The 25,412-nt window shown below is 37.9% G+C and carries 22 protein-coding genes and 1 tRNA gene; 7 read left to right on the top strand and 16 right to left on the bottom strand.

Annotated elements, in window-relative coordinates:
* Positions 1 to 152: 152 nt before the first annotated feature.
* Positions 153 to 228, top strand: a tRNA-Ala gene (locus tag RR062_03845).
* A gap of 277 nt (positions 229 to 505) precedes the next feature.
* Here RR062_03845 and RR062_03840 read toward each other — a convergent pair.
* Positions 506 to 1,336, bottom strand: coding sequence for a DegV family protein (locus tag RR062_03840; GenBank protein ID MEG2026841.1), 831 nt, complete (start codon positions 1,334 to 1,336; stop codon positions 506 to 508).
* Positions 1,337 to 1,906: 570 nt separating this feature from the next.
* Here RR062_03840 and RR062_03835 point away from each other — a divergent pair.
* On the top strand, positions 1,907 to 2,947 hold the full coding sequence (locus tag RR062_03835) for a hypothetical protein (GenBank protein ID MEG2026840.1): 1,041 nt from the start codon (positions 1,907 to 1,909) through the stop codon (positions 2,945 to 2,947).
* Positions 2,948 to 3,044: 97 nt separating this feature from the next.
* Here the strand turns inward: RR062_03835 and RR062_03830 are convergent, their stop codons facing one another.
* The 7 genes from RR062_03830 to RR062_03800 are packed head-to-tail and all read right to left on the bottom strand — an operon-like array spanning position 3,045 to position 9,896.
* A complete protein-coding gene (locus RR062_03830; GenBank protein MEG2026839.1) occupies positions 3,045 to 4,244 on the bottom strand; it encodes a nitrogenase component 1 in 1,200 nt (399 codons plus the stop codon).
* A 12-nt stretch (positions 4,245 to 4,256) separates the two neighbouring features.
* A complete protein-coding gene (locus tag RR062_03825; protein ID MEG2026838.1) occupies positions 4,257 to 5,342 on the bottom strand; it encodes a nitrogenase component 1 in 1,086 nt (361 codons plus the stop codon).
* Between the two features lies 1 nt (position 5,343).
* Entirely contained in the window at positions 5,344 to 6,081 is a 738-nt protein-coding gene (locus RR062_03820) for a nitrogenase iron protein NifH (protein MEG2026837.1), read from the bottom strand.
* Between the two features lie 2 nt (positions 6,082 to 6,083).
* Positions 6,084 to 6,875 carry an ABC transporter ATP-binding protein gene (locus tag RR062_03815; protein MEG2026836.1) on the bottom strand — a complete coding sequence of 264 codons (792 nt, stop codon included), beginning with the start codon at positions 6,873 to 6,875 and terminating at the stop codon, positions 6,084 to 6,086.
* Between the two features lie 7 nt (positions 6,876 to 6,882).
* Positions 6,883 to 7,899 carry an iron ABC transporter permease gene (locus RR062_03810; GenBank protein ID MEG2026835.1) on the bottom strand — a complete coding sequence of 339 codons (1,017 nt, stop codon included), beginning with the start codon at positions 7,897 to 7,899 and terminating at the stop codon, positions 6,883 to 6,885.
* Positions 7,896 to 8,921 (bottom strand): iron ABC transporter permease, encoded by a 1,026-nt coding sequence (locus RR062_03805; GenBank protein MEG2026834.1) that lies wholly within the window; start codon positions 8,919 to 8,921, stop codon positions 7,896 to 7,898. Before RR062_03805 ends, RR062_03810 begins: the two co-directional genes overlap by 4 nt.
* 36 nt (positions 8,922 to 8,957) lie before the next feature.
* The gene (locus tag RR062_03800; protein ID MEG2026833.1) at positions 8,958 to 9,896 is read right to left on the bottom strand and encodes an ABC transporter substrate-binding protein; all 939 of its coding nucleotides are present in this window, start codon (positions 9,894 to 9,896) and stop codon (positions 8,958 to 8,960) included.
* A gap of 545 nt (positions 9,897 to 10,441) precedes the next feature.
* Between RR062_03800 and RR062_03795 the strand changes: the two genes are divergently transcribed.
* The 4 genes from RR062_03795 to RR062_03780 all read left to right on the top strand — a co-directional run bounded on the left by RR062_03795 (position 10,442) and on the right by RR062_03780 (position 15,595).
* Entirely contained in the window at positions 10,442 to 11,962 is a 1,521-nt protein-coding gene (locus RR062_03795) for a cellulase family glycosylhydrolase (protein MEG2026832.1), read from the top strand.
* 220 nt (positions 11,963 to 12,182) lie between these two features.
* The gene (locus tag RR062_03790) at positions 12,183 to 13,199 is read left to right on the top strand and encodes a M42 family metallopeptidase (protein MEG2026831.1); all 1,017 of its coding nucleotides are present in this window, start codon (positions 12,183 to 12,185) and stop codon (positions 13,197 to 13,199) included.
* A gap of 211 nt (positions 13,200 to 13,410) precedes the next feature.
* Positions 13,411 to 15,153 carry an ABC transporter ATP-binding protein gene (locus tag RR062_03785; protein ID MEG2026830.1) on the top strand — a complete coding sequence of 581 codons (1,743 nt, stop codon included), beginning with the start codon at positions 13,411 to 13,413 and terminating at the stop codon, positions 15,151 to 15,153.
* 10 nt (positions 15,154 to 15,163) lie between these two features.
* Positions 15,164 to 15,595, top strand: a complete 432-nt coding sequence (locus RR062_03780) for a MarR family winged helix-turn-helix transcriptional regulator (protein MEG2026829.1) — start codon at positions 15,164 to 15,166, stop codon at positions 15,593 to 15,595.
* 111 nt (positions 15,596 to 15,706) lie between these two features.
* Here the strand turns inward: RR062_03780 and RR062_03775 are convergent, their stop codons facing one another.
* From RR062_03775 to RR062_03760, 4 genes are read right to left on the bottom strand one after another with little or no spacing between them, the layout of a single operon-like run.
* Positions 15,707 to 16,702, bottom strand: a complete 996-nt coding sequence (locus RR062_03775) for an electron transfer flavoprotein subunit alpha/FixB family protein (GenBank protein MEG2026828.1) — start codon at positions 16,700 to 16,702, stop codon at positions 15,707 to 15,709.
* Positions 16,703 to 16,710: 8 nt separating this feature from the next.
* Positions 16,711 to 17,496: an electron transfer flavoprotein subunit beta/FixA family protein gene (locus tag RR062_03770; protein MEG2026827.1), complete on the bottom strand. Its 786-nt coding sequence runs from the start codon at positions 17,494 to 17,496 to the stop codon at positions 16,711 to 16,713.
* A gap of 8 nt (positions 17,497 to 17,504) precedes the next feature.
* Positions 17,505 to 18,635, bottom strand: coding sequence for an acyl-CoA dehydrogenase family protein (locus RR062_03765; GenBank protein ID MEG2026826.1), 1,131 nt, complete (start codon positions 18,633 to 18,635; stop codon positions 17,505 to 17,507).
* 10 nt (positions 18,636 to 18,645) lie between these two features.
* Positions 18,646 to 19,050 (bottom strand): MaoC family dehydratase, encoded by a 405-nt coding sequence (locus RR062_03760; GenBank protein MEG2026825.1) that lies wholly within the window; start codon positions 19,048 to 19,050, stop codon positions 18,646 to 18,648.
* Between the two features lie 189 nt (positions 19,051 to 19,239).
* Here RR062_03760 and dnaA point away from each other — a divergent pair, with 189 nt between their 5' ends.
* On the top strand, positions 19,240 to 20,601 hold the full coding sequence (gene dnaA, locus RR062_03755; protein MEG2026824.1) for a chromosomal replication initiator protein DnaA: 1,362 nt from the start codon (positions 19,240 to 19,242) through the stop codon (positions 20,599 to 20,601).
* A 168-nt stretch (positions 20,602 to 20,769) separates the two neighbouring features.
* Here the strand turns inward: dnaA and RR062_03750 are convergent, their stop codons facing one another.
* From RR062_03750 to RR062_03735, 4 genes are all read right to left on the bottom strand, one after another.
* The gene (locus RR062_03750) at positions 20,770 to 22,146 is read right to left on the bottom strand and encodes an MATE family efflux transporter (GenBank protein ID MEG2026823.1); all 1,377 of its coding nucleotides are present in this window, start codon (positions 22,144 to 22,146) and stop codon (positions 20,770 to 20,772) included.
* A 133-nt stretch (positions 22,147 to 22,279) separates the two neighbouring features.
* Positions 22,280 to 23,284: a VTT domain-containing protein gene (locus RR062_03745; GenBank protein ID MEG2026822.1), complete on the bottom strand. Its 1,005-nt coding sequence runs from the start codon at positions 23,282 to 23,284 to the stop codon at positions 22,280 to 22,282.
* Positions 23,284 to 24,567, bottom strand: a complete 1,284-nt coding sequence (locus RR062_03740) for a hypothetical protein (GenBank protein ID MEG2026821.1) — start codon at positions 24,565 to 24,567, stop codon at positions 23,284 to 23,286. The genes RR062_03745 and RR062_03740 overlap by 1 nt, the downstream gene beginning before the upstream one ends.
* Positions 24,568 to 24,758: 191 nt before the next feature.
* A complete protein-coding gene (locus RR062_03735) occupies positions 24,759 to 25,379 on the bottom strand; it encodes a cyclodeaminase/cyclohydrolase family protein (protein ID MEG2026820.1) in 621 nt (206 codons plus the stop codon).
* Between the last annotated feature and the right edge of the window lie 33 nt (positions 25,380 to 25,412).

Raw genomic sequence — 25,412 nt, 5'->3', positions numbered from 1 at the left:
GCGACGCGTTAAGACAAATTGCCCTTTGGCAATTTGTTAGCCAAAGCGGGGAGCAATTTGTAATTGCGACCCGGAAGAGCTTGCTCTACCAACGGCAAAGAAAAGATTGCTGGTAGTCAAGTAGCATATTATAAAAAAATTAAATAAATTATGGGGGCGTGGCTCAGTTGGTAGAGCGATGCGTTCGCAACGCATAGGTCAGGGGTTCGACTCCCCTCGTCTCCACCAAAAGCGCATAAACCGAACCTTACTGTTGCAAAGAGATTTGTTGCGTTAGTTATCGGGTTATAAAAATAGAGCAAGGACTTTTGTCCTTGCTCTATTTTTATAAAGTAAAAGTAAATATTATCTTTCTTATTTCTAACTTTCTTATTTCTACCCTACTGCCCTTAAAAAATTATTAGCAAACTGTAAGCTCTATTTAATTGTTATCAGCCTAGGCATAACGCTTAATTTTATTCTTCTAAATGACAAACTCTTTGCGATTTGCTTATGCGCTAGATGGCTATAATGTGTAGTTGTTGAGGTAAATTACGCCGATTGTACCCATGCCGATGTGAGAGCCTAGCACCGGGCTAACAGCGAAAGCTTCTAATTTCTTTAAAGAAAACCGCTCGGTCAATTTTTCAAGTAGTATTGGCAAATTCTCCTTTGAGTGAATATAACAAGCTGTTATGCGTTTAAATGTCTGCGGAACAAGACCAACTGCGCTAGCAATCGCCATTTTGATGCCAATCGCTTTTTTGGGAACGGAAACTTTGCCGTAGTGAAAACAGAATATAGGTTTGATACTTAACACGGTAGCTACAACCGAGGCAAGTAGCCCTACTCGTCCGCCACGCTTTAAATATTCCATTGTCTTTGGAATGAAATATATATAAACATTCTTTAAAATGGTGGGGATAGCCTTGACAGTTTCTTCAAATGTTTTGTCCTTAGAGTAGTTAACAATTTCTTCAAAAGCGACACGGGCGCTAACCGAAGTTGTGCCGGAGTCAAAAATAACAATATCTTTATAATTTTTGCACGCAAGTTTTGCCGAGTTAATAGTACCGCTAAGCGTTTCGGAAATGGTAAGCACCACTATCTTAGAAGTTGGGTCTTCAAGCCTAATAGACTCGATTGCGTTGATGTAGTCTTGTGGGTTAGGCTGACTTGTGGTAGGAAAACTTTTGCTCTTTTCAAATGCCTCAAAAAAAGTATCCCACTCTTGCTCCGTACCTTCCTCATAGACCTTTTCGTCTAGGTTAAGCCTAAGATTTACAATTTTTACGTTGTTTTTTTCAGCGTATATTTTTTCAATTCCAAATGTAGAATCAACAATAAACCAAATCATATTTCTCCTTTTTGTCGCTAAGATTATTTTTGCTCAACTACGGTTAATCTAAACCTAGTTAAGATTAATATAATAAATATATCTAAAAATATTACAAATTAAACATAGGCGATATACAAATTTTCGTGCCTTTTCTAAAAGTAGATATTTTAAAAATTTATGTAAAAATATCATTTCTGTTTATTTAATTAGAATTACAACGTAGTAATTAAATAAAATAGTATAAAAACGCTTAAAAATCGCCTCTATATTATCTTGAAGACATTAAGCATATTGTAGCATTAAAAGATAAAGAATACAAGTCTATTTTTGTGAAATTTTCTTGAAACTATTCACGATTGATATATTTTTAATATTTTGTACAAAATATTATTAGCTTGCATTTAACTTCTACATTATTAAATAACTTGCATATTATTGTTAAAATTTTTTCTAATAAATTGCTTTTTAATCTTCTTTGAGCATTACTGGCGAGCTAAGATAACGTAAAGAATATTGACATCAACAGAATACTAAGATATAATTAAATTAGTTAAACAACTAGTTTCTAGTATTTAAAAAGGGGCGACATTGAACACAGATTACAAAGATAAACAGTATTATGACGACTATTACGCTAAGTTAGACTGCGCCGACAAAAGTCAACAGTTGTATCGGCAAGGAGTAATCGCCTACAAAAATAAGCAAGACGACCTTGCCTATGATTTGTTTGACAAATCTAGCCAACTTGGGCATAGAGGCGCTTGGTTCTATCTAGGTATTATGACGCTTGCTGGTAACGCTTGCAAAAAAGACCTTGCTTGCGGTATAAGCTATATTCGTCATTCGGCTAAACAATTTTTTCCCAACGCTTGTTTAGAAATTGTCAATCTATTTGATAACGGATATGTCGAAATAACTAATCAGGAAGCCGAGCAGTACTGCAAAATTGCCTCGCAAACTACAAGCGACGAAGAAATTGGCGGTCAAGTAGTTCTGCTTGCCGAAAAAAGACTCCTCGACGGCTTTACCTATACGCCTTATCAAATAGCAAAGCAGGAGCTAGAACGTGGTAACATCGACGCGCTATTTACTCTCTACCAACTATATTCTAACGACCAAAAAGAAGATATTGCTTGCGAATATTTTAAAAAAGCCATTGCAAAACAACAAAAAGACGCTATATTGCTACTTGCAAAATTACCCACAAACACTAACGGGCAAACGCAAGTAACTCAAAAAAGACTTAGAAAAGCCGTAAACGACGGTTCTGGCGAAGCCGCCTACATTTTAGGCGAAATAACTTACGAAAAAATTAAGCAAGAGGCAGACTTTTCAAATGATATTTTTGGAAAAGCTAGCAATATGCGATTTAAGTGGAGAATAAAGGCTTCTTGTCTAAACTATACGCCGTCCATTGTTCTAGTTGCCGACGAATATATGCAAAGGGCAAATTTAAGAGAAGAAGACAGGGTTAGTAACCAACAAAAAGCTTTCTACTGGTATCAAAAGGGATATGATAATGGAAATGCGCATTGCTTAGATTGCTTAATCGACTGTTACAAAAATGGCGTAGGCGTAGAAAAAGACCTAAAAAAAGCTCACGAACTAGAAAGCTTAAAAGAAAACTAAGCTAAAACTAAAATTTAATTTTAATATAATTGATAGAAGCGTCCTACAACTTAGTAGGACGCTTCTATCAATAAAAAAGGGAGGTATACCTTTTTAATTAAAATCTATCGCCGATTAGTTCGGCAGAAATAAGTTGGCAAATGTGACAAGCCCCCGAAAAGGATACTAGGGGCAACGAATACGGGCTAAGCATTTTATAAGCGTAGACAGGGTTGTCAACTTGCAAACGCCTATCTTTGCCTAATAATTTTAAGACTTGGTCGTTAGTAAATATTATGCCCGAATAATCTTTGTGAGTAACTATATATTCGTCGTAACTACAATACGCCGTAGTATTCTCTTTGTCGGTCAATTTCTCAACTTTTGCGCAAAGTTCTTCTTCTAAAAATTTAGAAATGCCGTAAGCTATGTCGTACTTAGCGTATACGCTGATTTCCTTGCCCACAAATTTAATAATATTTTTAATTTGTTCATAAATATTAAAATATTTATTTTTTTCTCGCCTTAAAAAGTCGTGATTTATTTGTAAAGAGAACTTTTCCGCTACTTCTTGCAAACTCTTTATGGTATTATCAAAGCCATAAGGCCTAAAATAAATGTAAGGCATATTAAATTTGGTTTGCAAATATTCGGCGGTAGGAATAGCCTCTCTACTTGTTACGATATTAAATTCGGCAGAAGTTATATTTGAAAAGTTTTCAATAGTATTTTCGCCGTTATATACAAAATTTGGTTCAAGAAATAATGCGTTATGTAACAAGTCGACTATTTCCCTTGTATCGGCTTCGTAGTTAAATTCGTTGACAAAACCGCCTAACAAATTGTAATAATTTTTCTTCTTATCACAAGAAGGCTTGGAGAATTGTTCGATTAGTTTTAAACTAGCTACTTGGTTGCCTTGATAATAGTCAAGGCTTAAACCTACGTCAAAGGATATAATAATCTTATTAAATTTAGCCGATAAATCTCTTGCAACGCCTGCAAGGTCAAACCCGATTACGCTTGCAATCGCCGAAGGCATAATAAATATAGCGTCGAAATTATAGTTTTTTGTTAACTCGTCAATAGCGGAATAAAGTTTTTTTGTGCTACCTAAAATAATATCGGTTTCGCTAATATGCGTCATAAACGCTTTAATGCTAGCGCAACTGCTTGTAAGTCTGGGGATATAGCCATAGTTATACAGTCCGTGTCCCATTGTGCTATAATCGACTACGGCGCAGTTGACAAGATTAATTAAGTTTTCATACACCGCCATACGAGCGGTTATTGGTGAAATATATTTTTCAACTGGCATTATTCTCTCCTTTTAAAGCGTTTCTAGCGCAAATTCGCAAAGCGAACTTGTCAATTCGCAACCGTATTTATTGAAAAGTTCTTCTTCGACCTTAGTAAAGTCAAGCTCTGCGTCATATTCGCAATTCTTGATTTGCTCAAATTTAACGCTATAATCTTTTACTATCATAATGTCATTATCGTAACTGCTAATTTTTTCATAATTTGAAACGTTGAAGTCGTCAACAATAAGCAAAGTAGTTTTAATGCCGAAATTTGCAAGATATTTAGCAATTTCTACGCCGTGACGAGCCTTAATAGCTACTTTTTTAGGTTTAAGTTTAATTTGTTCTTCAAGTTGACGAGCCTTTGCGCTAACATCTTTAACGCCTAATTCCTTATAATAGGTTGAGTATACATCGGCGACTTCTAACCCTACAAAATTGTATAAAGGTAAGTTATATTTGTCGCAGTAATCTTTAACCCCTCTTAAATAACGCCTTTCAAAGACTATGTGGCGTTGACATTCCAGTAATTCGCCCAGCCTAGCTATCGTAGTTTGACCAACGATATGTTCTTGTTTAAATTTACATACTATTGATTTGTTTTCGCCCCAAACAGCAACGGCATCTCTGGTACTTGTTCTAACTTGTCTTGATAGCAAAAGACTATACAAGTCAAGTATGCTGTCAAATGGCGAAAAACCCTTGAAATGCGGAGTTGCTAGAATATAAATTCGCTTATCTTGATTAAGCTCCCTAATATAGCCTTCTATGTCAAGGTTGGCTATGTTGGGAATACAAGTTACAAGAATAAGCAAGTCGTTACTGGTATTTGCAAGCATCTCGGTTACGCATTGCTTAATTTGCTTCTCGCAACCAAAAACTAGGTCGTTGTCGGCAAGCCGATAACTCCAATGTTGTTGCCCGTATTCGCTAGTAATTAGCTTAGAATAGAATGCGCATTCGCCTATGCCTACTATTAAAGTATCAAGCATATCAAAATTAAGCGCTTCTTCAAGCACGTAGTCCATAGGACAGTGACACCCTACGTCCATAGCGTTTGAGGACAAAATTGCCTCTTTTTTAAGTTTTTTTGAATTATAAGTAATTATATCCATATTAAATAAGTTTCTTTGCAAGACCTATATATGTATTATACATCTCGCTATCCGGGAAAGCTTCAATTACGGTTTTATGTTGATTCTCGGCGCTTTGCACTGCGCTACTTCTAGGGACGGTGTAAACTATCGTAGTCTCCATCTCGTCGCAAGCCTTCTTGGTAAGCTCATATTCGTCCTCGACATTTTTGCAATTTAAAATTACGCCTTTAAGCATAGCGTAACCATATTTGCCAAAGTTCTTTACTGCGTTTGCAATATTATTTGCTGCGTAAAGCGACATCATTTCGCCCGAAGTTACTATATAAACTTCGTCGGCAAAGCCGTTTCGTATTGGCATTGCAAAACCACCGCAAACTACGTCGCCCAAAACGTCGTATAATATAAAGTCGGGCTTGTAGACTTCGTAAGCGGATAAGGCTTGAAGTTGCTCAAAAGCTGCAATTATACCTCTGCCTGCGCAACCCGTACCGGGAACAGGCCCGCCTGCCTCGACGCAAATTACCCCGTTGTCGGCGACTTTTACAATGTTTTCAAGTAGAACGGTATCGCTATCCCTCATTGCGTCAAGCACAGTAGGGATACGTTGTCCGTTGTTATGGTTGACGGTTGAGTCTGATTTAGGGTCACAACCTATTTGCATTACTCTATAACCTAGTTTGGTTAGAGCAACTGCGATATTTGATACTGTGGTAGATTTACCTATGCCACCTTTTCCATAAAATGCTATCTTTTTCATATTTACTCTCTATCTAATAAATTGTAAGTTACGCAGGTATACTTACCGGTGCTTTTTTCCAACATTATTGTAGCGTCGATGTTAAAACACTCTTTAAGTATTTCATTTGTCATAACTTCTTCGGGCGTGCCGTATTTAACTACGTGACCGCTCTTCATTGCCAATAAATAATTCGAAAATCTTGAAGCTAAGTTAAGGTCGTGCAAAACCATTACGATTGTGCAATTATGTTTAACGTTAAGGTCTACTAAGAGGTCAAGAACTTCAAGTTGGTGAGCAAGGTCAAGGTAAGTAGTTGGTTCGTCTAATAAAATTGTGCCTGTTTGCTGAGCAAGAGCCATAGCAATCCAAACTTTCTGTCTTTGTCCGCCCGAAAGACTGCCTATTTCTCGGTTGGCAAATTCGGTAAGTCTAGTCGCTTGCATTGCCCAATTAATTATCTCTTTATCTTGCGGGCTTAGTTTGCCAAAGCCCTTTTGATAGGGAAATCTTCCGTAAGCCACAAGCTCCTCGCAAGTTAATCCGCTAGGGGCAACCGGCGTTTGAGGAAGTATTGCAAGTAACTTTGCAATTTCCTTAGTTGGCATAGTCTTCATATCGGTGTCGTTGATTAAGACTGTACCCGACTTAGGTTTAAGCAATCTACTAATAGCTTTAAGTACAGTCGACTTGCCACAACCGTTTGGTCCAATAATCGAAGTTATTTTGCCTTTCTCTAATGTTATATCTAACTTAGGTACTATAATTGTATCTTGATAACCTATTTTTAGGTTTTGTGTGCTAATACTATTCATATCTCTCCTATGCTTTACTTAATAAATACAAGAAATAGGGTATGCTAATTACTGTTATTACAATTCCTGCCGGCACGCCGATTAAGAAGCCGATGTTTCTTGCGAGCATATCGCCGACTAAAACAATTAGCGAGGCGACTAACGCTGAGGCAGGCATTAAAATCTTATTGTTACTGCCTATTATTTTTCTCGCTATATGCGGACTAATTAAACCTAGAAAGAAGAAGTTTCCGCCAAAGGCTACCGTTGCGGACGCCGTAGCTACTGCGCATAAGGCAAGTATTATAAATTGCTTGTTAAGATTAACGCCTAGACCGGTTGCAATGTCGTAACCTAAGTTGATGGTGTTAAGCGTTGTTGCCTTATAATACGCCCAGCCAACAAAGATAAGTAACCAAACAGCAAGAATAATTACATACTTCCATTCTGTGCCCCATAAATCGCCGGCTTGCCACTTCTGCACAAAGTCTATCTTGGTTTCTTCTAGCGTAAGCGTTAGGAGTAGTTGCGCAGAGCCATACGCTCCGCTTATTGCAACGCCGGTTAAAATTAATTTTGTTGGGCTAATAGGAACGCCTTTCTTTCGGCTAAACAAGAATATTAACCCGGCCGATGTAATTCCGCCCATAAGCGCAAGCACAGGTAACATAAAGTCGCTGTATTCGTCGCCAAAGAACAAGATTACATAGAGTATCATAAACAAGCCCGAACCCGAGCTAATACCTAGCGTACCCGGACTTGCCATATCATTTCTTAGCAAGCTCTGCATAATTGCGCCCGATACGCCCATACCTATGCCAACAAGTATTGAGAGCATGAGTCTTGGCATACGATAGGTAAACACTATTAAATTCTCTTTTGGCGAACCAAAGCCAAATAACGTAGCTATGATTCTACCAAAGGGTAGACCGGTTGGTCCAAAACACATACTAAGTAAAGTGGTAAGTATTACTGCAATGCCTAAGGCTAATATTACTAAACCGCCCTTTTTAGTACTTGACATTCTTACTAATTCTTTTCTCATTGTCCAAATTCCCTCCTCTGTTTACGGGAAATATAGATAAAGAAAGGCACGCCGATAAGTGATAGCAATATTCCAATGGGCATTTCAAAAGGACTCATAATAATCTTGCCGATGAAGTCCACTATCACTACAAATATTGCGCCCAGCAGAGCCGAAGTCGGTAGCACTAAGCGATAGTCAGTACCGACTAGGTGACGAGCGATGTGCGGTACCATAAGACCGATATAAGATACCGGCCCTATGATAATAACCGCCATTGCGGTAAGCAACAGAACTACAAGAGTATTGATTGTCTTAATTAATTTAACATTAAGACCTAGTCCCGTCGCCACGTCGTCGCCTAAATTCATTACCGTAAGGGAACGCGAGATACACAAGCTGACAGTTACGCCAATAATAAATACTGGGGCGCACAACTGCACGTCGAGCCAGTTGACAGTCGAGGTCGTACCCGCCATATAAAAAGCTAATTCTCTTGTCATATTAAATTTAAGTATTAAAGCGCTACTTAACGAAGAGAATAGCATTGAAATAGACATACCGGAAAGAACAAGCCTTTCGGGCGTCATTCCCTTCCTGCTGGCTGCGGCTATAAAGTAAGTCATGAATGTAGCAAGCGCCGCCCCACAGCAAGAAAGTCCTATCATGCCGAGCTTAGACATACCCGGAAAGAATACTAACATAATAGTCATAGCAAATACTGCGCCACCGCTGATGCCCATAAGACCGCTATCTGCCATAGGGTTTTTTGTACTGCCCTGCATAATAGCGCCAGTCAATGCAAGCGCGCTGCCTACCATAATGTTTGCAATCAATCTAGGTAGTCTAAGCCCGATAATTATGATGTGGTCTGTGTTTGTGTTGTCATAGCTAAAAAAGGCATTCCAGATGTCCATAAAGTTAATGTTCTTTGCGCCAAAGATTACGAAAAGAATGCCAACGATAAGTAGCGCCACAGAACCAACAATCATAATCAATATAAAGTTTTGTAAATTGTTCTTTTTAATATGTAATTGTTGCATATCTCGCTCTTTTTATTTAATAGTAGTAAGCGTTAATTACGCTTTAACTCCAAACGCCGCTTCTAACAAATCAAGTATTACGTCATATTGTTTTTCTACGTAAAGGGCGTCTTTCTGTAAGTAAAGTTCCATATCAAGATATCCTACTGCGCCAGCTTTTACAGGTTTAAGCGCCTTCCAAATAGGTAGCTCGGTTAAATCTGAGGGGAGAGGATCCATAAGCGTAAAGATGTAGTCGCCTATGTAGTCGCCCATAAGTTCGCTAGAAATTGCAAACATTCCGTCGTGTCCAAATATTTCGTCTTCGACTTTTTGAGGAGCGCGCATTTTAAATGTTTTGTAAATAATGCTATTAAACGCAAACATATCGCTTACGATAATTTCTAGTCCGCTAAAATAGTTAAATACGGTAACTGTTTTTCCCTCAACGTTAAGGGTCTTAAATCTTGCGATGGCTTTGCTGATAACAGTGTCAACGTGGCCAATAACTTCAATTGCCTTATCTTGTAGGTTGAACAATTCGCCAATATAGGCTAGTCTTACGCTACAATCAAGACTGTTTGACTTAATTGGAACAACCGGAGCGATTGCTTCGAGCGTAGCTATATTCTCTATCGACATATCTTGATAAACAATAATTAAGTCGGGGGTATAAGACAATATTTCCTCTGCGTCGAAGGGTTGAGTGTTTTTGAGTACGGCTACTCCGCTTGCGGAAAAACCGAGGTTCTCATTGATAAATTGGTTTGCGCCTGCAACTGGGGTAATACCCATAGCTAGTAAATCGCCAACGTTAGTTAAAGCGACTATTCTTTGCGGACTAACGGGTATTTCAATTTGTTTGCCATTTAGCGTAGTAATAGTCTTGGTCTCTCCTATTTCACCTGTTCCGTTACAGCTAGAAAAACCGCATAGCGTGCAAGACAAAGCGATTACCAACACTAATATCAACACTGATAGTTTGTTCTTTCTCATTTTTGTTCCTCCTAATATTAATATGGCAATTTATAAGCATAAAAAAACATACTTATAAATTGAACTTACAAAGATGTCGTGAAGAATACAAGTACATAGAATAAAGTTGGCGAGTCGAATATCAAACTACCAAAATATGTAATTAAAAAGTAAGTAGTAAAAATAAATTAAAAAAAAGAACCCAAACCTAAAATAAATAATGATAGTCAAATATCAAACTACCAAAAATATACTTTTAAAAAATAATGATGAAAGAAATAGTAAACATCGAAGTAGTCAATATCAAACTACCTTGTTTGAATGAAGTGTAACAAAGCAAAAACACTTTGTCAATAGGTTTTTTAAAAAAAAATTACTTAAAAGATGACTAATTATTGTCATTTTATCTTTATAAAACTAAAATGTAGCCGTAATTAACAAAAATTAACACTTAATCTGTTATTATGTCTAGGCTTAAATGCTTTTATATTTTTTATAAGTATTGTATATTTTAATTTATTGTGTTAAAATAAAATTAACTATTTTATTAGCATTGAGGTGACAATATGAAAGAAGAATTGACTGAAAAACAACTTGCTTGCCGAAAAACAACCAAAAAAACTTTTAAGATTATTGGTTTAGTTTGCTTGTGTCTTGTAGGCGTTTTAATTTGTTATTCGTTATTTGCGTTAATTTATCACGTAAGTTACACCGTCAAATTTGAATCGACAATTAATAACGACACCGACTACGTAGTTTCTAGCGGTAAATCTTTGTACGATAAAGACGGCAAAGCCCTATTGCTACGTGGCACAAACGCAGGGAATTGGCTAATTTGGGAAGGCTGGCTTGGCGCAACTTCGCTAGGTTACGAGCAAAAGGACGGCAAAATTGCATACAACGAAACGCCTATGGCATTTGTGCTTGATGCGTTAAATAACAACAAAAATTTAAACGAAAGCGATAAAGACATAATTCTTTTGCGCAGTATATGCAAGTCTAACCCTAGTAAATACTGGTGGTACGAAGAAGATTGTTCTACCGTCGACTTACTACTTGACTGGTATTACTCAAATTGGTGGCAAGACGTAGACTTTGAAAATATCGCAAAGTTAGGACTAAATTGCGTGCGTTTGCCTTTCTATTACCGTACGGTTATGGAGGGCGACAACTATCATTTAACTATGAAGGACGATGCGTTTAAATGGCTTGACTGGTTTATCGAAGGGTGCAAAGATAACGGCCTATATGTAATATTAGACTGTCACGGCGTAGTTGGCTCGCAAAACAAATACGAACATAGCGGCGACAACACCCAAAACAGCTTTTGGGACAATCAAACTTATATTGACCAAACTATCGCTATGTGGAAAGCTATCGCAGACCACTATATAAATATAGAAACCGAACTCGGTAAATCAATCGTTGCCTACGACATTATGAACGAACCAACAGGTTCGGGCGCAAATGGCACGTTTACAGGCAAAAAACAATGGGAAGTATTTGACCAAATAATTAAAGGCATAAGAGAAGTTGACGAATATCACTGCATTTCTGTCGAAGGCTGTTGGGGATATAGCAATTTGCCTAACCCTAGTCAATACGGTTGGACAAACGTACTATATCAATATCACTGGTATAATTGGATACACGATACCGTTCCGTATAGTTTATTCTACTATTATCAAGATTATCTACTACCCTTTAACAATCACGATACGGCGAAATTGCTTGGCGAATTTAACTTCTTTGATAGCAAAGAAGATTGGAATACGGGGCTGAGCCTACTGGAAAAGAGAAATCATAGTTGGACGACGTGGACATACAAAGCTGTCGTAGTAGGATACTGGAACACTTCGTGGAGTTTATACACTTTTAAACTAAATAGCGACGAACAAACCGACTGCAAGGTAAACGTAGCTACGGCAACGGCAGAACAACTTATTACAACTTGGGGCGGTCTATCTACGCAAACTCCGGGTTATAACGCCGAATGGTTTACGGCAAAAGGTATAGAAAAACTTCCATATACGGTAGAAACTAGCAATGTTTATGGTTTTATCAAAGATTTCCTAGCCGGCAAATAAAACAAGGTTTTTAACATTAAAAAGTTAATAGTTATTTTTAAAAAATTAAATTGACATTTTTAAAATAACGTTAATTTTCTTATCACGGTTTTAAAAAAACGCTTCCGCTATAATAACCGCCTAAATTTAGGCGGTTATACTTTTTAAATATCTTATAGCTGTTGATTAAGTCGTCAAGAAATGATATAATTAAGCGGAGAAATAAAGGAGAAAAGAATATATGGATTGCATTACTGAATTTAAAAAACTCACAAGTATTCCTAGCCCTAGCGGTTTTACAAACAAAGTTGCCGAATATACTAAGGGCGAATTTGAAAAATTAGGCTTTTGCGCTACTCTAACCAAAAAAGGTTGCGTATGCGTGGAGCTAGGCGGAGAAGGTAACCCCCTTGTGTTGTCGGCTCATATCGATACGCTTGGCGGTATGGTGTGCGAAATTAAAGGTAACGGCAGACTGCGTATAAGCCGTATCGGCGGACTTCAACCGCAAAATATCGAGGGCGAGAATTGTCAAATATTTACTCGCACAGGCAAAACTTATACGGGTTGTATGCAACTCGACAACGCTTCTTCTCACGTTAACGGCAATTACGCCACAAAAGAACGCACTTTTGACACTATGGAAGTGGTAATCGACCAAAAAACATCAAGCAAGTTACAAACCGAACAACTAGGAATTTCTTGTGGCGACTACGTTTGCTTTGACCCTCGCACAGTTCTTACCGACAGCGGATATTTAAAAAGTCGCTTTATTGACGATAAACTAAGTGTAGCTATACTACTTAATTACGCAAACTATATTGCCGAAAATAATATCGTTCTTCCTCGCAAAGTCTATGTTTATATTACGGTATTTGAAGAAGTCGGGCATGGTTGCGCCTCTTTCCCCTATCCTTACGACGACATACTTTGCGTCGATATGGGTTGCGTAGGCGACGGGCTTACTTGCGACGAACACGCAGTTAGCATTTGCGCAAAAGATAGCTCAGGACCTTATAACTATGACCTTACTACAAAATTAATCGAGTGCGCTAAGGCAAACAACCTAAATTATGCAGTAGACGTTTATCCCCATTACGGCTCGGACGCTTCGGCGGCTCTAAGCGCAGGTTACGACGTAAGACACGCTCTAATCGGTTCGGGCGTCTACGCTTCGCACGGCTACGAAAGAACTCACCTTGACGGAATAGCAAATACCCTGTCGTTAATTAAACACTTTATCTCAAACCAAAAATAATTTGTAGTTTTGCAACTTAAAATTAATAATTTAAATAGCGATAGTAACTATATACTATCGCTATTTGTTTAACAATATTTAGCGTAAATAAAGTTTAAATTAAATAAAAAATTTTTTATTTTTGTATAAAAAGTTGTTGCATACGCAACAAACTTGTGATATTATAATAATGATGTTGCGTACGCAACAACTATTTACTCAGGAGAAAATGATGTTTAAACGTTTTATCGCATACTACAAGCCTCACAAGAAATTATTTGCGTTAGATATGTTCGCTTCGCTATTAGTATCGCTACTTGGACTTGTCTACCCGATTATTACTAGGTCAATGCTTAACGACTTAATTCCCAACAAAAAATATCAATTAATTGTAATCTTTGGCTGTTCCTTACTGGTAATCTATCTAATACGAATGCTTTTAAGATATTTTGTACAATATTATGGACATATAGTAGGCACTAGAATGCAACACGATATGCGTGAAGATATGTTTGCGAAACTACAAATGTTGCCTTACGACTTCTACGACAATCACCAAACAGGCAAAATTATGTCACGAATGACTAACGACCTTAACGACGTATGCGAATTAGCTCATCACGGACCAGAAAATATATTTATATCGGGCATTATGATAATAGGTTCTTTTATTTATCTAATGACAATTAACGTTTATCTAACATTAATAGTATTTGCAAGCGTCCCTGCGCTTGTAATAATAACCCTAGTGTTGCGTAAAAAAATGAATCAAGCGTTTACCGAATCAAGAGTAAAAATGGCGGTAATTAACGCTTCGCTTGAAAGCAGTATATCGGGCATAAGGGTAACAAAAGCCTACACAAACTCGCAAAAAGAAATTGAGAAATTCGAAATCGGTAATGGTCAATTTGTAAAAGCTCGTGGAAAAGCCTTTTTATATATGGCAAAGTTCTTTGCTTCGACCAACTTTGTAACCGATATCTTTAACGTTATTATCTTAATAGCCGGCGGACTATTTCTTTACAACGGACTTATTCTCGTAGGCGACTACCCAACTTTCATAGTATCGGTCAACTTATTTATAGGTCCGGTTACAAGTATAATTAACTTTGTAGAACAGTATCAAGACGGCGTAAGCGGTTTCAAAAGATTTGTTGAAATACTCGACCAGCCCGCAGAACAAGATAGTCCTAGCGCCACCGAATTGACTAACGTAAAGGGCGAGATTTCTTTCGAAAACGTGAGTTTTACCTACAAAGAAGGCAAAGAAGTCTTACATAACATTAGCTTTAAAGTGGTAGCGGGCGAAAAACTCGCTCTTGTAGGCCCTAGCGGAGGCGGAAAAACCACCATTTGTCACCTTTTGCCTGCTTTTTACTCTAATCAAGAAGGAACAATTAGAATAGACGACGTAGATATTAAAACAGTCACCAAGCAATCTTTGCGAAAAAATATCGGCATAGTTCAGCAAGACGTATTTCTTTTTAACGGCTCAATCAAGGAAAATATTCTTTACGGTAGGCTTGACGCAACCGAAGAAGAAGTAATAGAAGCCGCAAAAAAGGCAAATATACACGAATATGTAATGACGCTTGAAAACGGCTATGATACGCAAATCGGCGAAAGAGGCGTAAGGCTATCGGGTGGGCAAAAGCAAAGACTCTCTATTGCAAGAGTGTTTCTTAAAGACCCCTCTATACTTATACTTGACGAAGCTACAAGCTCGCTAGATAATACTACCGAACTAATAATTCAAAAAGAGCTTGACGAACTATGCGTAGGCAGAACAACAATCGTAGTCGCTCACAGATTATCGACAATTCGTAACGCCGACCAAATAATGGTAATAGGTCAAGGCAACGTTATCGAGCAAGGTTCGCACGAAAGTTTACTTGAAACTAACGGCGTATATAAGCAACTATACGAGCTACAATTTAGAAACAGTTCTAATACTTACCTTAGCTTTGAGCTATAAAGGAGATACTATGCAAGACTTACATAGGTGGAATACTGTGCTACATAGATATGCGACAAAGTTTCTTGACAAGGAGCTTGAAACACTTGGGTTAAACTATTCTTACGCTCAATATATTCTACATATCTGCATAATTGAGGGCATAGAACAAGAGAAACTTACCTCTCACCTCAATGTACACCGCAGTAGCGTGACAAGAGCCATAAGCTACTTAATAGAAAATGGCTTTGTGATTAAAAAAAATTGTCTTGCCGACAAGCGTACTAACCAACTCTTTCCCACTAAAAAAGCGCAAGACGCCTACATTTGTATTCAACAAGCCAAAGAAAAATGGAATAATATAATTTCGTCAAACTTTACCCAAGAAGAAATAACTCAGTTTTTTACCTTACTACAAAAGGCTAAAAACAACGCTTACGAATATCTATATCCGTCAAAATAATCTCTAAAAAATTAAAACATTACAATACGTAAATTTATTAAATATTAAAAAAATAAATGCCCAACTTACAAAAGTTGGGCATTTGTGTTGACTAAAAATTAATTAATACTTTTACAGTAAACGCTTTATAGCTTTTCTAACCTTTAATTCGTTCTTAACACAATTAATAATAGCGTTAGCGTCGCCTACTATACTTAGGTGAGCTACGTTAAAGATATTAGCGTCTTTGTCTTTGTTAATTGCTATTATAAATTCGCTGTCGCTCATACCAGCTAAGTGTTGAACTGCGCCTGAAATACCTAACGCTAAGTATAAGTTGGGGCGTACGGTTTTGCCTGTTTGACCAACTTGTCTTGCAACGGGAAGTATTCCTTGGTCGACTACGGCTCTTGAACAAGATAGAGTTGCGCCAAGTAGTTCGGCAAGTTCGGTTGCCGAATCGATTGACTTTTCCATACCTCTGCCAACCGATACAAGAATCTTGGCTTCTTCAATCTTCTCTACTACGCTCGTTTCTTTTTGTTCTTCGTTTAGTGTTACAATAAACTTAGACTTGTCAAAAGGAACGGTTACCTTGATAACTTCGCCTTTGCGAGTCGTATCTTGCTCTATTCTTTGCATAACGCCGGGACGAACAGTCGACATTTGAGGACGAACGTCGGGACAAATAATTGTGGCGAATAGGTTACCGCCAAATGCCGGACGAGTCATAAACAAATTGCCGTCTTGGTCGCATTCTAGCTTGGTGCAGTCGGCAGTAAGACCAGTGCGCAATCTTGCCGAAAGTCTTGGGGCAAGGTCACGACCTATGCTTGTAGCCGGGAAAAGTACTATGTTAGGCGAATATGTCTTGATTATGTGGGTTACCGCTTGGGCGTATTGCTCGGTTAAGTAATAGGCTAACTCGCTAGAAGAAACTACATATACAGCGTCTGCGCCATAAGAAATTAACTTCTCAGCGTTTTTATCTACGTCACTACCTAGTAACATTGCGCAAACTTGTTGATTGCTTACGCTTGCAAGCTCTCTTGCTACTCCTAGCAACTCGTAACTTACATTTTGGATAACTCCATCTCTTTGCTCACAATATACAAATATTTTTTTCATAATGTACCTCAAATTAAGTGCTTATCGCTAAGCTGTTTAATAATAATTGACGCCGCTTCTTCGGGTGTTGTTTCGACAAGCTGTTTGTCATTATTAAACTGTTTTGCAAACGACGTTTTTACCTTAGTGGGACTGCCTGCAAGACCTATGCGTTCAAGCGGACAATCAAGGTCGGCAAATGTCAACAAGTTGATTGTTTGGTCGTCCTGAGCGATAATGTCGGCTACGTTCATATATCTAGGTTTAACTGCTGAGCCGAGTACGGTAAATAAGGCTTTTCCGCTAACTTCTAGCCATTGATACCTATCTTCAAATTGTCTTTTTACTCTAAACTTGTCGTTTGCTTGGTCATAAGAAAAGTCAGCGCAATAAGTAATTTGAGGAATATTTAAGTGTTCAGCCATTTGTGGTCCAACTTGGGCGGTATCTCCGTCGATTGCCTGTCTGCCTGCGATAATATAGTCAAAACCTATCTTTTCGATTGCTTTGGCTATAATCGTAGATGTTGCTAACGTGTCGCTACCTGCAAAAGCTCGGTCGCTGATTAAATAAGCTTGGTCAGCGCCCATTGCAAGTCCTTCTCTTAGGGCAACTTCGGCTTGCGGAGGCCCCATTGATACAAGAACAACGCTTGCGCCCGTTTGGTCTTTAAGACTTAGCGCTACTTCGATAGCCGCTCTGTCGTCGGGGTTGATTATACTTGGAACACCGTCACGATTTAAGGTATTTGTAATCGGGTCTATTGTAATTTCAGTTGTGTTTGGTACTTGTTTTACGCATACTAATATTTTCATAATTTACCTCATTTAAGCAAAGCGCCGGAAATAACCATTCTCTGCACTTCGCTTGTACCTTCGTATATCTCGGTTATCTTTGCGTCTCTCATCATTCTTTCTACGGGATATTCTCTTGTATATCCGTAACCACCGTGGAATTGAACAGCTTTTGTCGTAACTTCCATAGCCATTTCTGCGCAGAATAGTTTAGCCATAGCCGCATCTACCGAAATAGTAGGCGTTTTATCTTGTTTGCTTGCAACCGCGCGAAGCAATAAACCTCTGCCGGCTTCTATCTTAGTCTTTAAATCGGCAAGTACAAATTGTGTATTTTGGAACGCCGAAATACTGCGTTTAAATTGTTTTCTTTCTTTGGTGTAAGTAATAGTTTCTTGCATTGCGCCTTCTGCAATACCAAGAGCTTGCGCAGCAATACCAATACGCCCGCCGTCAAGCGCCTTCATAGCAATCTTAAAGCCTGCGCCAACCTTGCCTAAAACGTTAGAAACGGGAACAGAGCAGTTGTCGAATATTAATTCGCAAGTACTGCTACCACGAATACCCATCTTTAATTCTTTCTTACCAAAAGTAAAGCCGGGTGTGCCTTTTTCTACAATAAACGCAGTTAGCTCTACGCCCTTAGGAGTGCGACCGGTTACGGCTATTACTAAGTAAATACCCGCTACGCCTGCGTTTGTGATAAATATTTTACTGCCGTTTAATACATAGTGGTCGCCTTGAAGAACGGCGGTTGTTGTTTGGTTGTTTGCGTCTGTGCCTGCGTTAGGTTCGGTCAAACCAAAAGCGCCGATACATTTACCGCTAGCAAGTAAAGGCAAATATTTAGCTTTTTGTTCGGGAGTACCATTTTCAAGTATGGGCGCAACGCACAAAGAAGTATGAGCGGAGAGTATAACGCCTGTTGTAGCGCAATACTTGCTTAATTCTTCTACCGCCTTGATATACATAGGATAGTCTCCGCCTGCTCCGCCAAATTCCTTAGGAACAATTATGCCAAACATACCTATTTTTGCCATTTTATCTACCGTAACTTGTGGAAATTCTTCGTGTTCGTCGGTGTAAGCCGCAAGGGGCTTAACTTCGTTTATTGCAAACTCCTCAATGAGTTTGTTAAATAATGTGTATTTATAAATCATTTTTGCCCTCTTAATTAAATTTTACAGTCGCAAAACCGCTAACTACCACTTTGCCATCTTGATTTGTGCAAGTTGTAGCGAGTTTAACTATGTGTTTGTCCTCTCTAAGTTCGCTTACTTCTACTTCGGCTGTTATAGTATCGTTAAGATAAACAGGCGCAGTAAATCTCACCTCTTGTCCTAAGTAAATCGTGCCTGCGCCGGGTAATTTATTAGCAAGCACAGCCGAGATTAGCCCGCATACGCAAATACCGTGTACTATGCGTTTTCCAAAAACGGTTGTTTTAGCAAACTCCTCGTCTAAATGCAACGGGTTTGTGTCAAGACTTACTTCGGCAAACTTTCTCACGTCGGCATCGGTAAAAGTCTTAGTTAGGCTGTCTTTAAGCCCTAGCTTTAAATCTACAAATTTCATTGTCTTCCTCCATATTTTTATTTAGCCATTTCATTATATAGTAAGAAGTAAAATAAGTAAACCGCTTTTAGCTTGGAGAAATGTTAAAACTAGGTGAAGTTACAAATGTGCAAATTAGCTGTAAAATAACTTGTAAAAAAGACAAGTTTAAGTTATAATTTAATGTACCATCAAATTCAAGGAGAAAAAATGATAAGCGTAAAACAAGTTTGGGAGCAAATACTTAAAGAAATTGAGAAGAAGATGTCGGCGTTGCCATTCGACTTATTTATTTCTACGCTAGAACCTATATGTATATACAAAGAAAAGACTTTGGTTTTATTAGTTTCGACAGAGGCTAACCTTAATATTATTCAAAAAAGACACGCAACGGCTATCAAAGAAGCTACAAAAAAAGCCTATCCCTCAATCAATGACGTTCAATATATATTAAACGACGAAGTTTCTATGTATGAAAAATTTCGTGACGCTATGCAAGAAGCGCCAACTTTTTTTGACGAACAAAATCAAGACTGCGTTAATTTCTATCGAGCCTACACCTTTGACAATTATGTAGTCGGCAAAAGCAACGAATACGCCTCTGCGGTAGCAAGAGCGGTTGCCGAAAAACCGGGTAGCAAATATAACCCGTTGTTTATCTATGGCGGAGTAGGTCTTGGCAAAACTCACTTAATGCACGCTATCGGCAATTACTATACTCAAAACAACAAAAATCTTAAAGTCGCCTATGTTTCGGCTGAAAAATTTACTAACGACCTAATCGAAAGTTTTAGAGATAAGTGCGACATAGACGCAAAAAAAGACTTCCGCAATAAATACCGCAATCTTGATTGTTTAATGATTGACGATATTCAATTTATTGCCAAGACAAACAGCACGCAAGAAGAAATTTTTCACACTTTTAACGACTTATACCTTGCAGGCAAACAAATAATAATTAGCTCCGACCGACCGCCAAAAGAAATAGCCTTGCTCGAAGAACGCTTGCGCACAAGATTCGAAAGCGGAGTGCTTGCCGACATAGCTCAACCCGACTTAGAAATGCGTATCGCTATTCTACAAAGAATGTGCGCTACCGAGAATGTAAATATAAATAACGAAGTTCTTCAAATAATAGCCGAAAGAGTGACTAACAACGTAAGAGACCTTAAAGGGCTACTTACCAAAGTACTTAGCTATGCCCCGCTAATCGGTAGAGATTATAACGACACCGAAGTAGTGCTCTCAGCGCTAAAAGATTACTCTAACGACAAAAACGAAGTAATTACGCTAGAAAGAATAATCGAAGAAATATGCAATTATTACGGCGTAAAAGAAGCCGAACTTGTTGGCAAAAAGAAAAATAAAGAGATAGTTATGCCTCGCCAAGTTGCAATTTATCTTGTAACCGAATTTCTTACAATGCCACTTACGGCAATAGGCGAATACTTTGGCGGTAGAGACCACACTACGATAATGTACGCTCGTGACAAAATATCTTCTTCAATTAAAGAAAACGCCTCGATAGAAAAACAAGTTAAAGACGTTAAAGATTTAATATTAAAAAGATAACCATTTAACCTTAAAACAACGCCTAGCTAAAAATATTATATATAGGACGCAATACATATAAATAATCTATTACCCATCTTAAACATAAAAGAACGCCTAAATTTAAGCGTTCTTTTTTAATATAGATTAATATTATAAAATTAACTTTGACCTATCCTGTATATTTTACTAAGTTGTTTTCAACTTTACCCACTTGTCAAATTTTCTTGTGCGTAAAAAGAAAGTTATAACTTTCAATAATTCGGCTAACATAATAAAAATATGCAATATATAGATATTTAGTCCAAATACAAGTCCGCCTACCATTACAAGCGGAACGGCGATTGCCCAAACTATTATTGTTTCGGCAACCATACAGTAAGTAGTATCTCCGCCCGAACGCAAGATACCTACCACGAGCATAAAGCTAAGCGAACGCTGACTTGCCGTAAACGCATAAATCATAAGTAAAATTTTTGCCACTCTTTGAGCTTGCGGAGAAACGTTGATAAAGAACGACGGGGTAAAAAATGCGCTTGCAAAAGTCATTGCTCCTGCGATTAAGCCGATAAAAAAGCCAAATTGCACGCTATACTTAGTATATCTTTGCAATTTTTGTTCGTCTTGCTCGCCGATAGCGTTGCTTATTAACACAGCCGCCGCCGTACCTACGCCAAACACCGCAACCGAAAGTATGCGGTCTACGCACGAAGCTATATTTACGCCTGCAAGCACAACTTGACTGTCGGGAAGCTTGTCATAAACATATAAGAAAACCGTAGTTGAAAGCACCCAAAAAAGTTCGTTACAAACTATTGGGAAGAACATTTTAAAATACTGCTTGTTAAAGACTTTGTCGATATAAAACATCTTTTTTGGCGAAGCAATAACGGGATACTTAAATATCAACAATCCGCCAAAGATTAAGGCAAATTCTATCAGTCGGGAAATAACCGTTCCCCACGCAGCGCCTACGAGTCCTTGTTCGGCGCAACCTAGTTTGCCAAACATCAAAATATAGTTAAAGAATATATTAGATAACACGCCAACAAGCATAGCTATAAGCGGAACATTGAGCCTTTTTATAGACCTTAGCACAAAGCCAAAGGTAATTGACAACCCCATTGGAACAAAACTAAGCGAAACAACCTTCAAAAACTCTGCGGCGTAACCTGCGTAGTTTGCATTGGGATTAAACATCGAAACTACGGTTTGAGGAGCAAAATAACAAAGCAAAGTCATAGCTATGCAAAACCCTAAGTTGATTGATAGAACCACGCCTACCCTGTGCGGTATTAAATCGTCTTTGCCGTTTTGAGTATATTGGGCTAAAAATATGTTTACGGTATTGCATACTGCAAACATAATAATTTGAAACATAAATATAATTTGGTTGACTAAAAGCACGGCGGAAAGACAATAGTCGGCGATTGCCGGGTCAAGCCAACCAACCATTAATTGGTCAAAAATATTTAAAATTGCCGTAAACAAGTTTTGTAACGCTATTGGAATTGACAATGCAAAAATTTGTTTGAGATACACTTTGTCTTTAAAAAAAGTAAACATATAAAAAACCGCCTTAGTGCGTATCATATCACGATATATTTTTTTTGACAACAAAAAAAGATAGCTAAATTCTTAGTTATCTTTATAATCTCGGCGTGACAATCTAAATTGTCGTTTAGTAGCATTTGGCTAATCATTTTTTTGACTTAGCTTTTGCATCCTTTGCAATATTTTTAGCCGTCTTAACTTGGCTAAGAGCGTCTTTGACAGGCTCTTGTTGCGTTACAATCTCGGGTTGAGCTATTTTATCTTGTTCCATTCTATCTTGCTCTATTTGACTAACGTTGACTATTTGTTCTACGTTATCTTGCTCTTGCAAATTTACGCCGACGGCTAGCTCGGTATTACTGTCGGTTAAGGCTTCTATCTGCTGTAAACCATCTTGCCCCTCGCTACCTGCCTCGTTTGGAGTAGCGACAACTTTTTTATGTTTAAATACAAGGTCAAAAATCTTATCTTTAAATATAATTGAAGTGGTAATCAATATTACAAGTCCAACAAGCAAAGCTATGCTTAGCGCAGGCGAAGAAGAGTTTACAACGTTGTTGCCGATAAGCAAGGTAACTATTATATCGGGAATTGGTCCAAAAGTGGTAATTATTGTATATTTCCACCATTTAAGTCCGCTTGCGGCGGCAATAGTAGCTATTAATAAGAAAGGTATTCCGGGCGCAGCGTAAGCAAGAATTAAAACTACAAATATACTGTATTTGCTGTTAGCTATCCGTTCTTCCATATCTAAACGCTTTGCGGTTTGTTTAGGCGTGCTAAATGTCTTGATATTGCGATTAAATAGAAATACTAATTGACAGCCTATGGCTATTGCAGCGCCAACAAGTAAGGTAGCAAAGGGCATACCATACCCGATAATTGCTGCTATTTGAAATGGAATAGAGGTGAAAAAAGGTATAAAAAAACAAAACATAACCAGCAAAAATATTGCTGATATGCCCTTAATACCTAGCCCGACGATAAACTCTTTAACAATTTCAACGCCGTTAAGCATGTGGTCAAAGAGGTCTTTAACCTCTTTCCAAAAAATAAGAGTTAATATCACAACGGTTATTACAATAGATATTGTAACAACAAGTATAGCTATATCGCTCTTTTTAAGTTGTAATTTATGTTTTTGTACCATTATTTATTTAATCTATATGCGTTGTTGCTAGCCTCAGCCCATTTACTATCTATTTTATTGTGCAGTTCTTCGCAACAAAGCATCCACTTAACAACTTGATTTTTGTTTTGCTTAGGTTCAAAACAATAAAAATCATCCTTGTATCTAACGTCAAAGTCAACGCCCGGTCCAAACGGAATGGAAGGCAAACGCTCTATATCAAAGAAAAACTCGACTTCTTTGCCGTTACAAGTGCCTAAATAACTTATCCCTTTTGAGTTGAGTTTGACCTTGCCTTCGCCTACCGCCATTAGAGGGTTGTCGTGTAGAACATACTTGTCCGCAGTTTTAAGAATACAATCGGTCTCTAACATAAAATCGTCTTGCTCTATTTGTTGGCAAACAAGCGCCCTCTGCCACTTATACCAACTGTCAATATTATCGGGCGTTACCGAATCGTTTACGCCCACAAGGTCATAATACTCATTGACAACTATGTCGTTACCGCATTTGTCACATATTATATGTTCGCCAGAAATTTTTAAGTTAAACTCGCTCTTGCATTTGGGGCAACAATATAAAATTTTGTCAATACCGCTTGCGTTAGGAACTTTGCCTATAAATTTAATGCGCTTCTCTTTATTGTACTCAAATTCGTTATAAGAGAATTTCTCTAAAATAACCTTGTAAATATCGTCTTCGGTCATTTGCATAATTTGTTGACTAGAAAGAAGTTCTTCGATTACATAAGTAATTTCGCCTATGCGTGGTTCGGCTGAAAAGCGTGGTCTTGTTAAATATGCGCCATACCCTTTTACAAGTACTATTGGTATACATAATTTTTTAAGAAGTTTTGTCGTCGCCGGATTAATTGGGTGGGTGCTACCGCTTGTAGACTGTATTCCCTCCGGATAGAGGCAAATACTGCGATTTGCTTTTACCGCCCTCATAATACATTTTACGGCTGATAAGTCGGGCTGATAAAGCTGTTTGCCGATTACGTCAAGATACATCATCATTTTAAATCTTGCCTTATGTATTATGTTGTTATATCCGCAAACTAAACAAGGATAGTATTTCTTCAACTCGGCGCAAACAAACATATAGTCAATTAAACTAGTGTGATTACATAAAAACATAATCGGTTTGCCGTTATATTTTTTTAAGTCTACCTTATATACGCTCTTATAATTATATTTTTTAACAAGTTTAGAAAAAACTGCGCCTACGATAGAGCCTATAAATTTTCTTGGTTTGCCTACCTTCTTGCGATATACCTTTTCCTCTAATGATAATTTCTGCATAGTAATCCTTTAATTATAATCTATATAGACTTATTTATCTGTCCGTAAGTAAATAAATTGGTTCATCTTGGTTTGCTAGACACATAGTGTACCTTAAAATGTATAAAATATCAATACCCTACCATTAATAATATAAGTATTTAGTAAAATTTTGTCAATTATACCCAAGACTATCTGCAAAGTAACGTATTTTAAAGATTAACAATTTGCAAAATTTCTTTTTCGCTAGTTACGGCAATTTGTTCTAATCTCTTAACTTCTTCTTCTATTTCGCTCTTATATTGACTTTCGGGTAACCCCGCAAGGTTAATCTTAACATTGTAAAGAGCGCCTAAGGTCGAAGTCCGCAGTAACATTGTTGCGACAGCTATATCGCTTATTGCGTTGCGATTGCCTTGACTAGCCACAAACTTGCAACTAGGAAAAAGCTTTACAATACGTCTTGCGACCGAAAGAGGAACTTCGGTTGCGTACTTAGTGGCTTGCTCGATTTCGCCAGCTCTAAACGCTTGTTCTTCGGGCGTTACTTTGGGTAATTTAAGGGCAAACATTACCTTGTCAAACGCTTGACTGTCTAAGTCAATATCTTGCAAAAATTCTTGCTCGGCTTGTTGCATCTCTTGCCCTATCTTCTCCATCTCTTGCCAAGATTGCTCGTACTTCTTTTTGCCGATTGTAAGCGCAGTCACCATTTGAGCAAGCGCTCCGCCTAAGCTTGCGCATAACGCCGAAACCGAACCTCCGCCGGGAACGGGAGAGTTGCTTGCTGTTTGGGCGATAAAGTCTTTAATATTTAAGTCTTGTAATAACATAGTTGTTCTCCTATTAATAATGTATAGTTAAAT

The organism is Clostridia bacterium, assembly GCA_036654455.1.
Classification (GTDB): Bacteria; Bacillota; Clostridia; order Christensenellales; family CAG-314; genus JAVVRZ01.
This window is presented reverse-complemented; position numbering and strand designations above follow the sequence as displayed.

What these genes read in the sequence shown, in the direction of transcription:
- RR062_03840 (MEG2026841.1), bottom strand. Translation starts at nt 1,336, where the DNA reads ATGATTTGGTTTATTGTTGATTCTACATTTGGAATTGAAAAAATATAC.
- RR062_03830 (MEG2026839.1), bottom strand. Translation starts at nt 4,244, where the DNA reads ATGCCAGTTGAAAAATATATTTCACCAATAACCGCTCGTATGGCGGTG.
- RR062_03825 (MEG2026838.1), bottom strand. Translation starts at nt 5,342, where the DNA reads ATGGATATAATTACTTATAATTCAAAAAAACTTAAAAAAGAGGCAATT.
- RR062_03820 (MEG2026837.1), bottom strand. Translation starts at nt 6,081, where the DNA reads ATGAAAAAGATAGCATTTTATGGAAAAGGTGGCATAGGTAAATCTACC.
- RR062_03815 (MEG2026836.1), bottom strand. Translation starts at nt 6,875, where the DNA reads ATGAATAGTATTAGCACACAAAACCTAAAAATAGGTTATCAAGATACA.
- RR062_03810 (MEG2026835.1), bottom strand. Translation starts at nt 7,899, where the DNA reads ATGAGAAAAGAATTAGTAAGAATGTCAAGTACTAAAAAGGGCGGTTTA.
- RR062_03805 (MEG2026834.1), bottom strand. Translation starts at nt 8,921, where the DNA reads ATGCAACAATTACATATTAAAAAGAACAATTTACAAAACTTTATATTG.
- RR062_03800 (MEG2026833.1), bottom strand. Translation starts at nt 9,896, where the DNA reads ATGAGAAAGAACAAACTATCAGTGTTGATATTAGTGTTGGTAATCGCT.
- RR062_03795 (MEG2026832.1), top strand. Translation starts at nt 10,442, where the DNA reads ATGAAAGAAGAATTGACTGAAAAACAACTTGCTTGCCGAAAAACAACC.
- RR062_03790 (MEG2026831.1), top strand. Translation starts at nt 12,183, where the DNA reads ATGGATTGCATTACTGAATTTAAAAAACTCACAAGTATTCCTAGCCCT.
- RR062_03785 (MEG2026830.1), top strand. Translation starts at nt 13,411, where the DNA reads ATGTTTAAACGTTTTATCGCATACTACAAGCCTCACAAGAAATTATTT.
- RR062_03780 (MEG2026829.1), top strand. Translation starts at nt 15,164, where the DNA reads ATGCAAGACTTACATAGGTGGAATACTGTGCTACATAGATATGCGACA.
- RR062_03775 (MEG2026828.1), bottom strand. Translation starts at nt 16,702, where the DNA reads ATGAAAAAAATATTTGTATATTGTGAGCAAAGAGATGGAGTTATCCAA.
- RR062_03770 (MEG2026827.1), bottom strand. Translation starts at nt 17,496, where the DNA reads ATGAAAATATTAGTATGCGTAAAACAAGTACCAAACACAACTGAAATT.
- RR062_03765 (MEG2026826.1), bottom strand. Translation starts at nt 18,635, where the DNA reads ATGATTTATAAATACACATTATTTAACAAACTCATTGAGGAGTTTGCA.
- RR062_03760 (MEG2026825.1), bottom strand. Translation starts at nt 19,050, where the DNA reads ATGAAATTTGTAGATTTAAAGCTAGGGCTTAAAGACAGCCTAACTAAG.
- dnaA (MEG2026824.1), top strand. Translation starts at nt 19,240, where the DNA reads ATGATAAGCGTAAAACAAGTTTGGGAGCAAATACTTAAAGAAATTGAG.
- RR062_03750 (MEG2026823.1), bottom strand. Translation starts at nt 22,146, where the DNA reads ATGTTTACTTTTTTTAAAGACAAAGTGTATCTCAAACAAATTTTTGCA.
- RR062_03745 (MEG2026822.1), bottom strand. Translation starts at nt 23,284, where the DNA reads ATGGTACAAAAACATAAATTACAACTTAAAAAGAGCGATATAGCTATA.
- RR062_03740 (MEG2026821.1), bottom strand. Translation starts at nt 24,567, where the DNA reads ATGCAGAAATTATCATTAGAGGAAAAGGTATATCGCAAGAAGGTAGGC.
- RR062_03735 (MEG2026820.1), bottom strand. Translation starts at nt 25,379, where the DNA reads ATGTTATTACAAGACTTAAATATTAAAGACTTTATCGCCCAAACAGCA.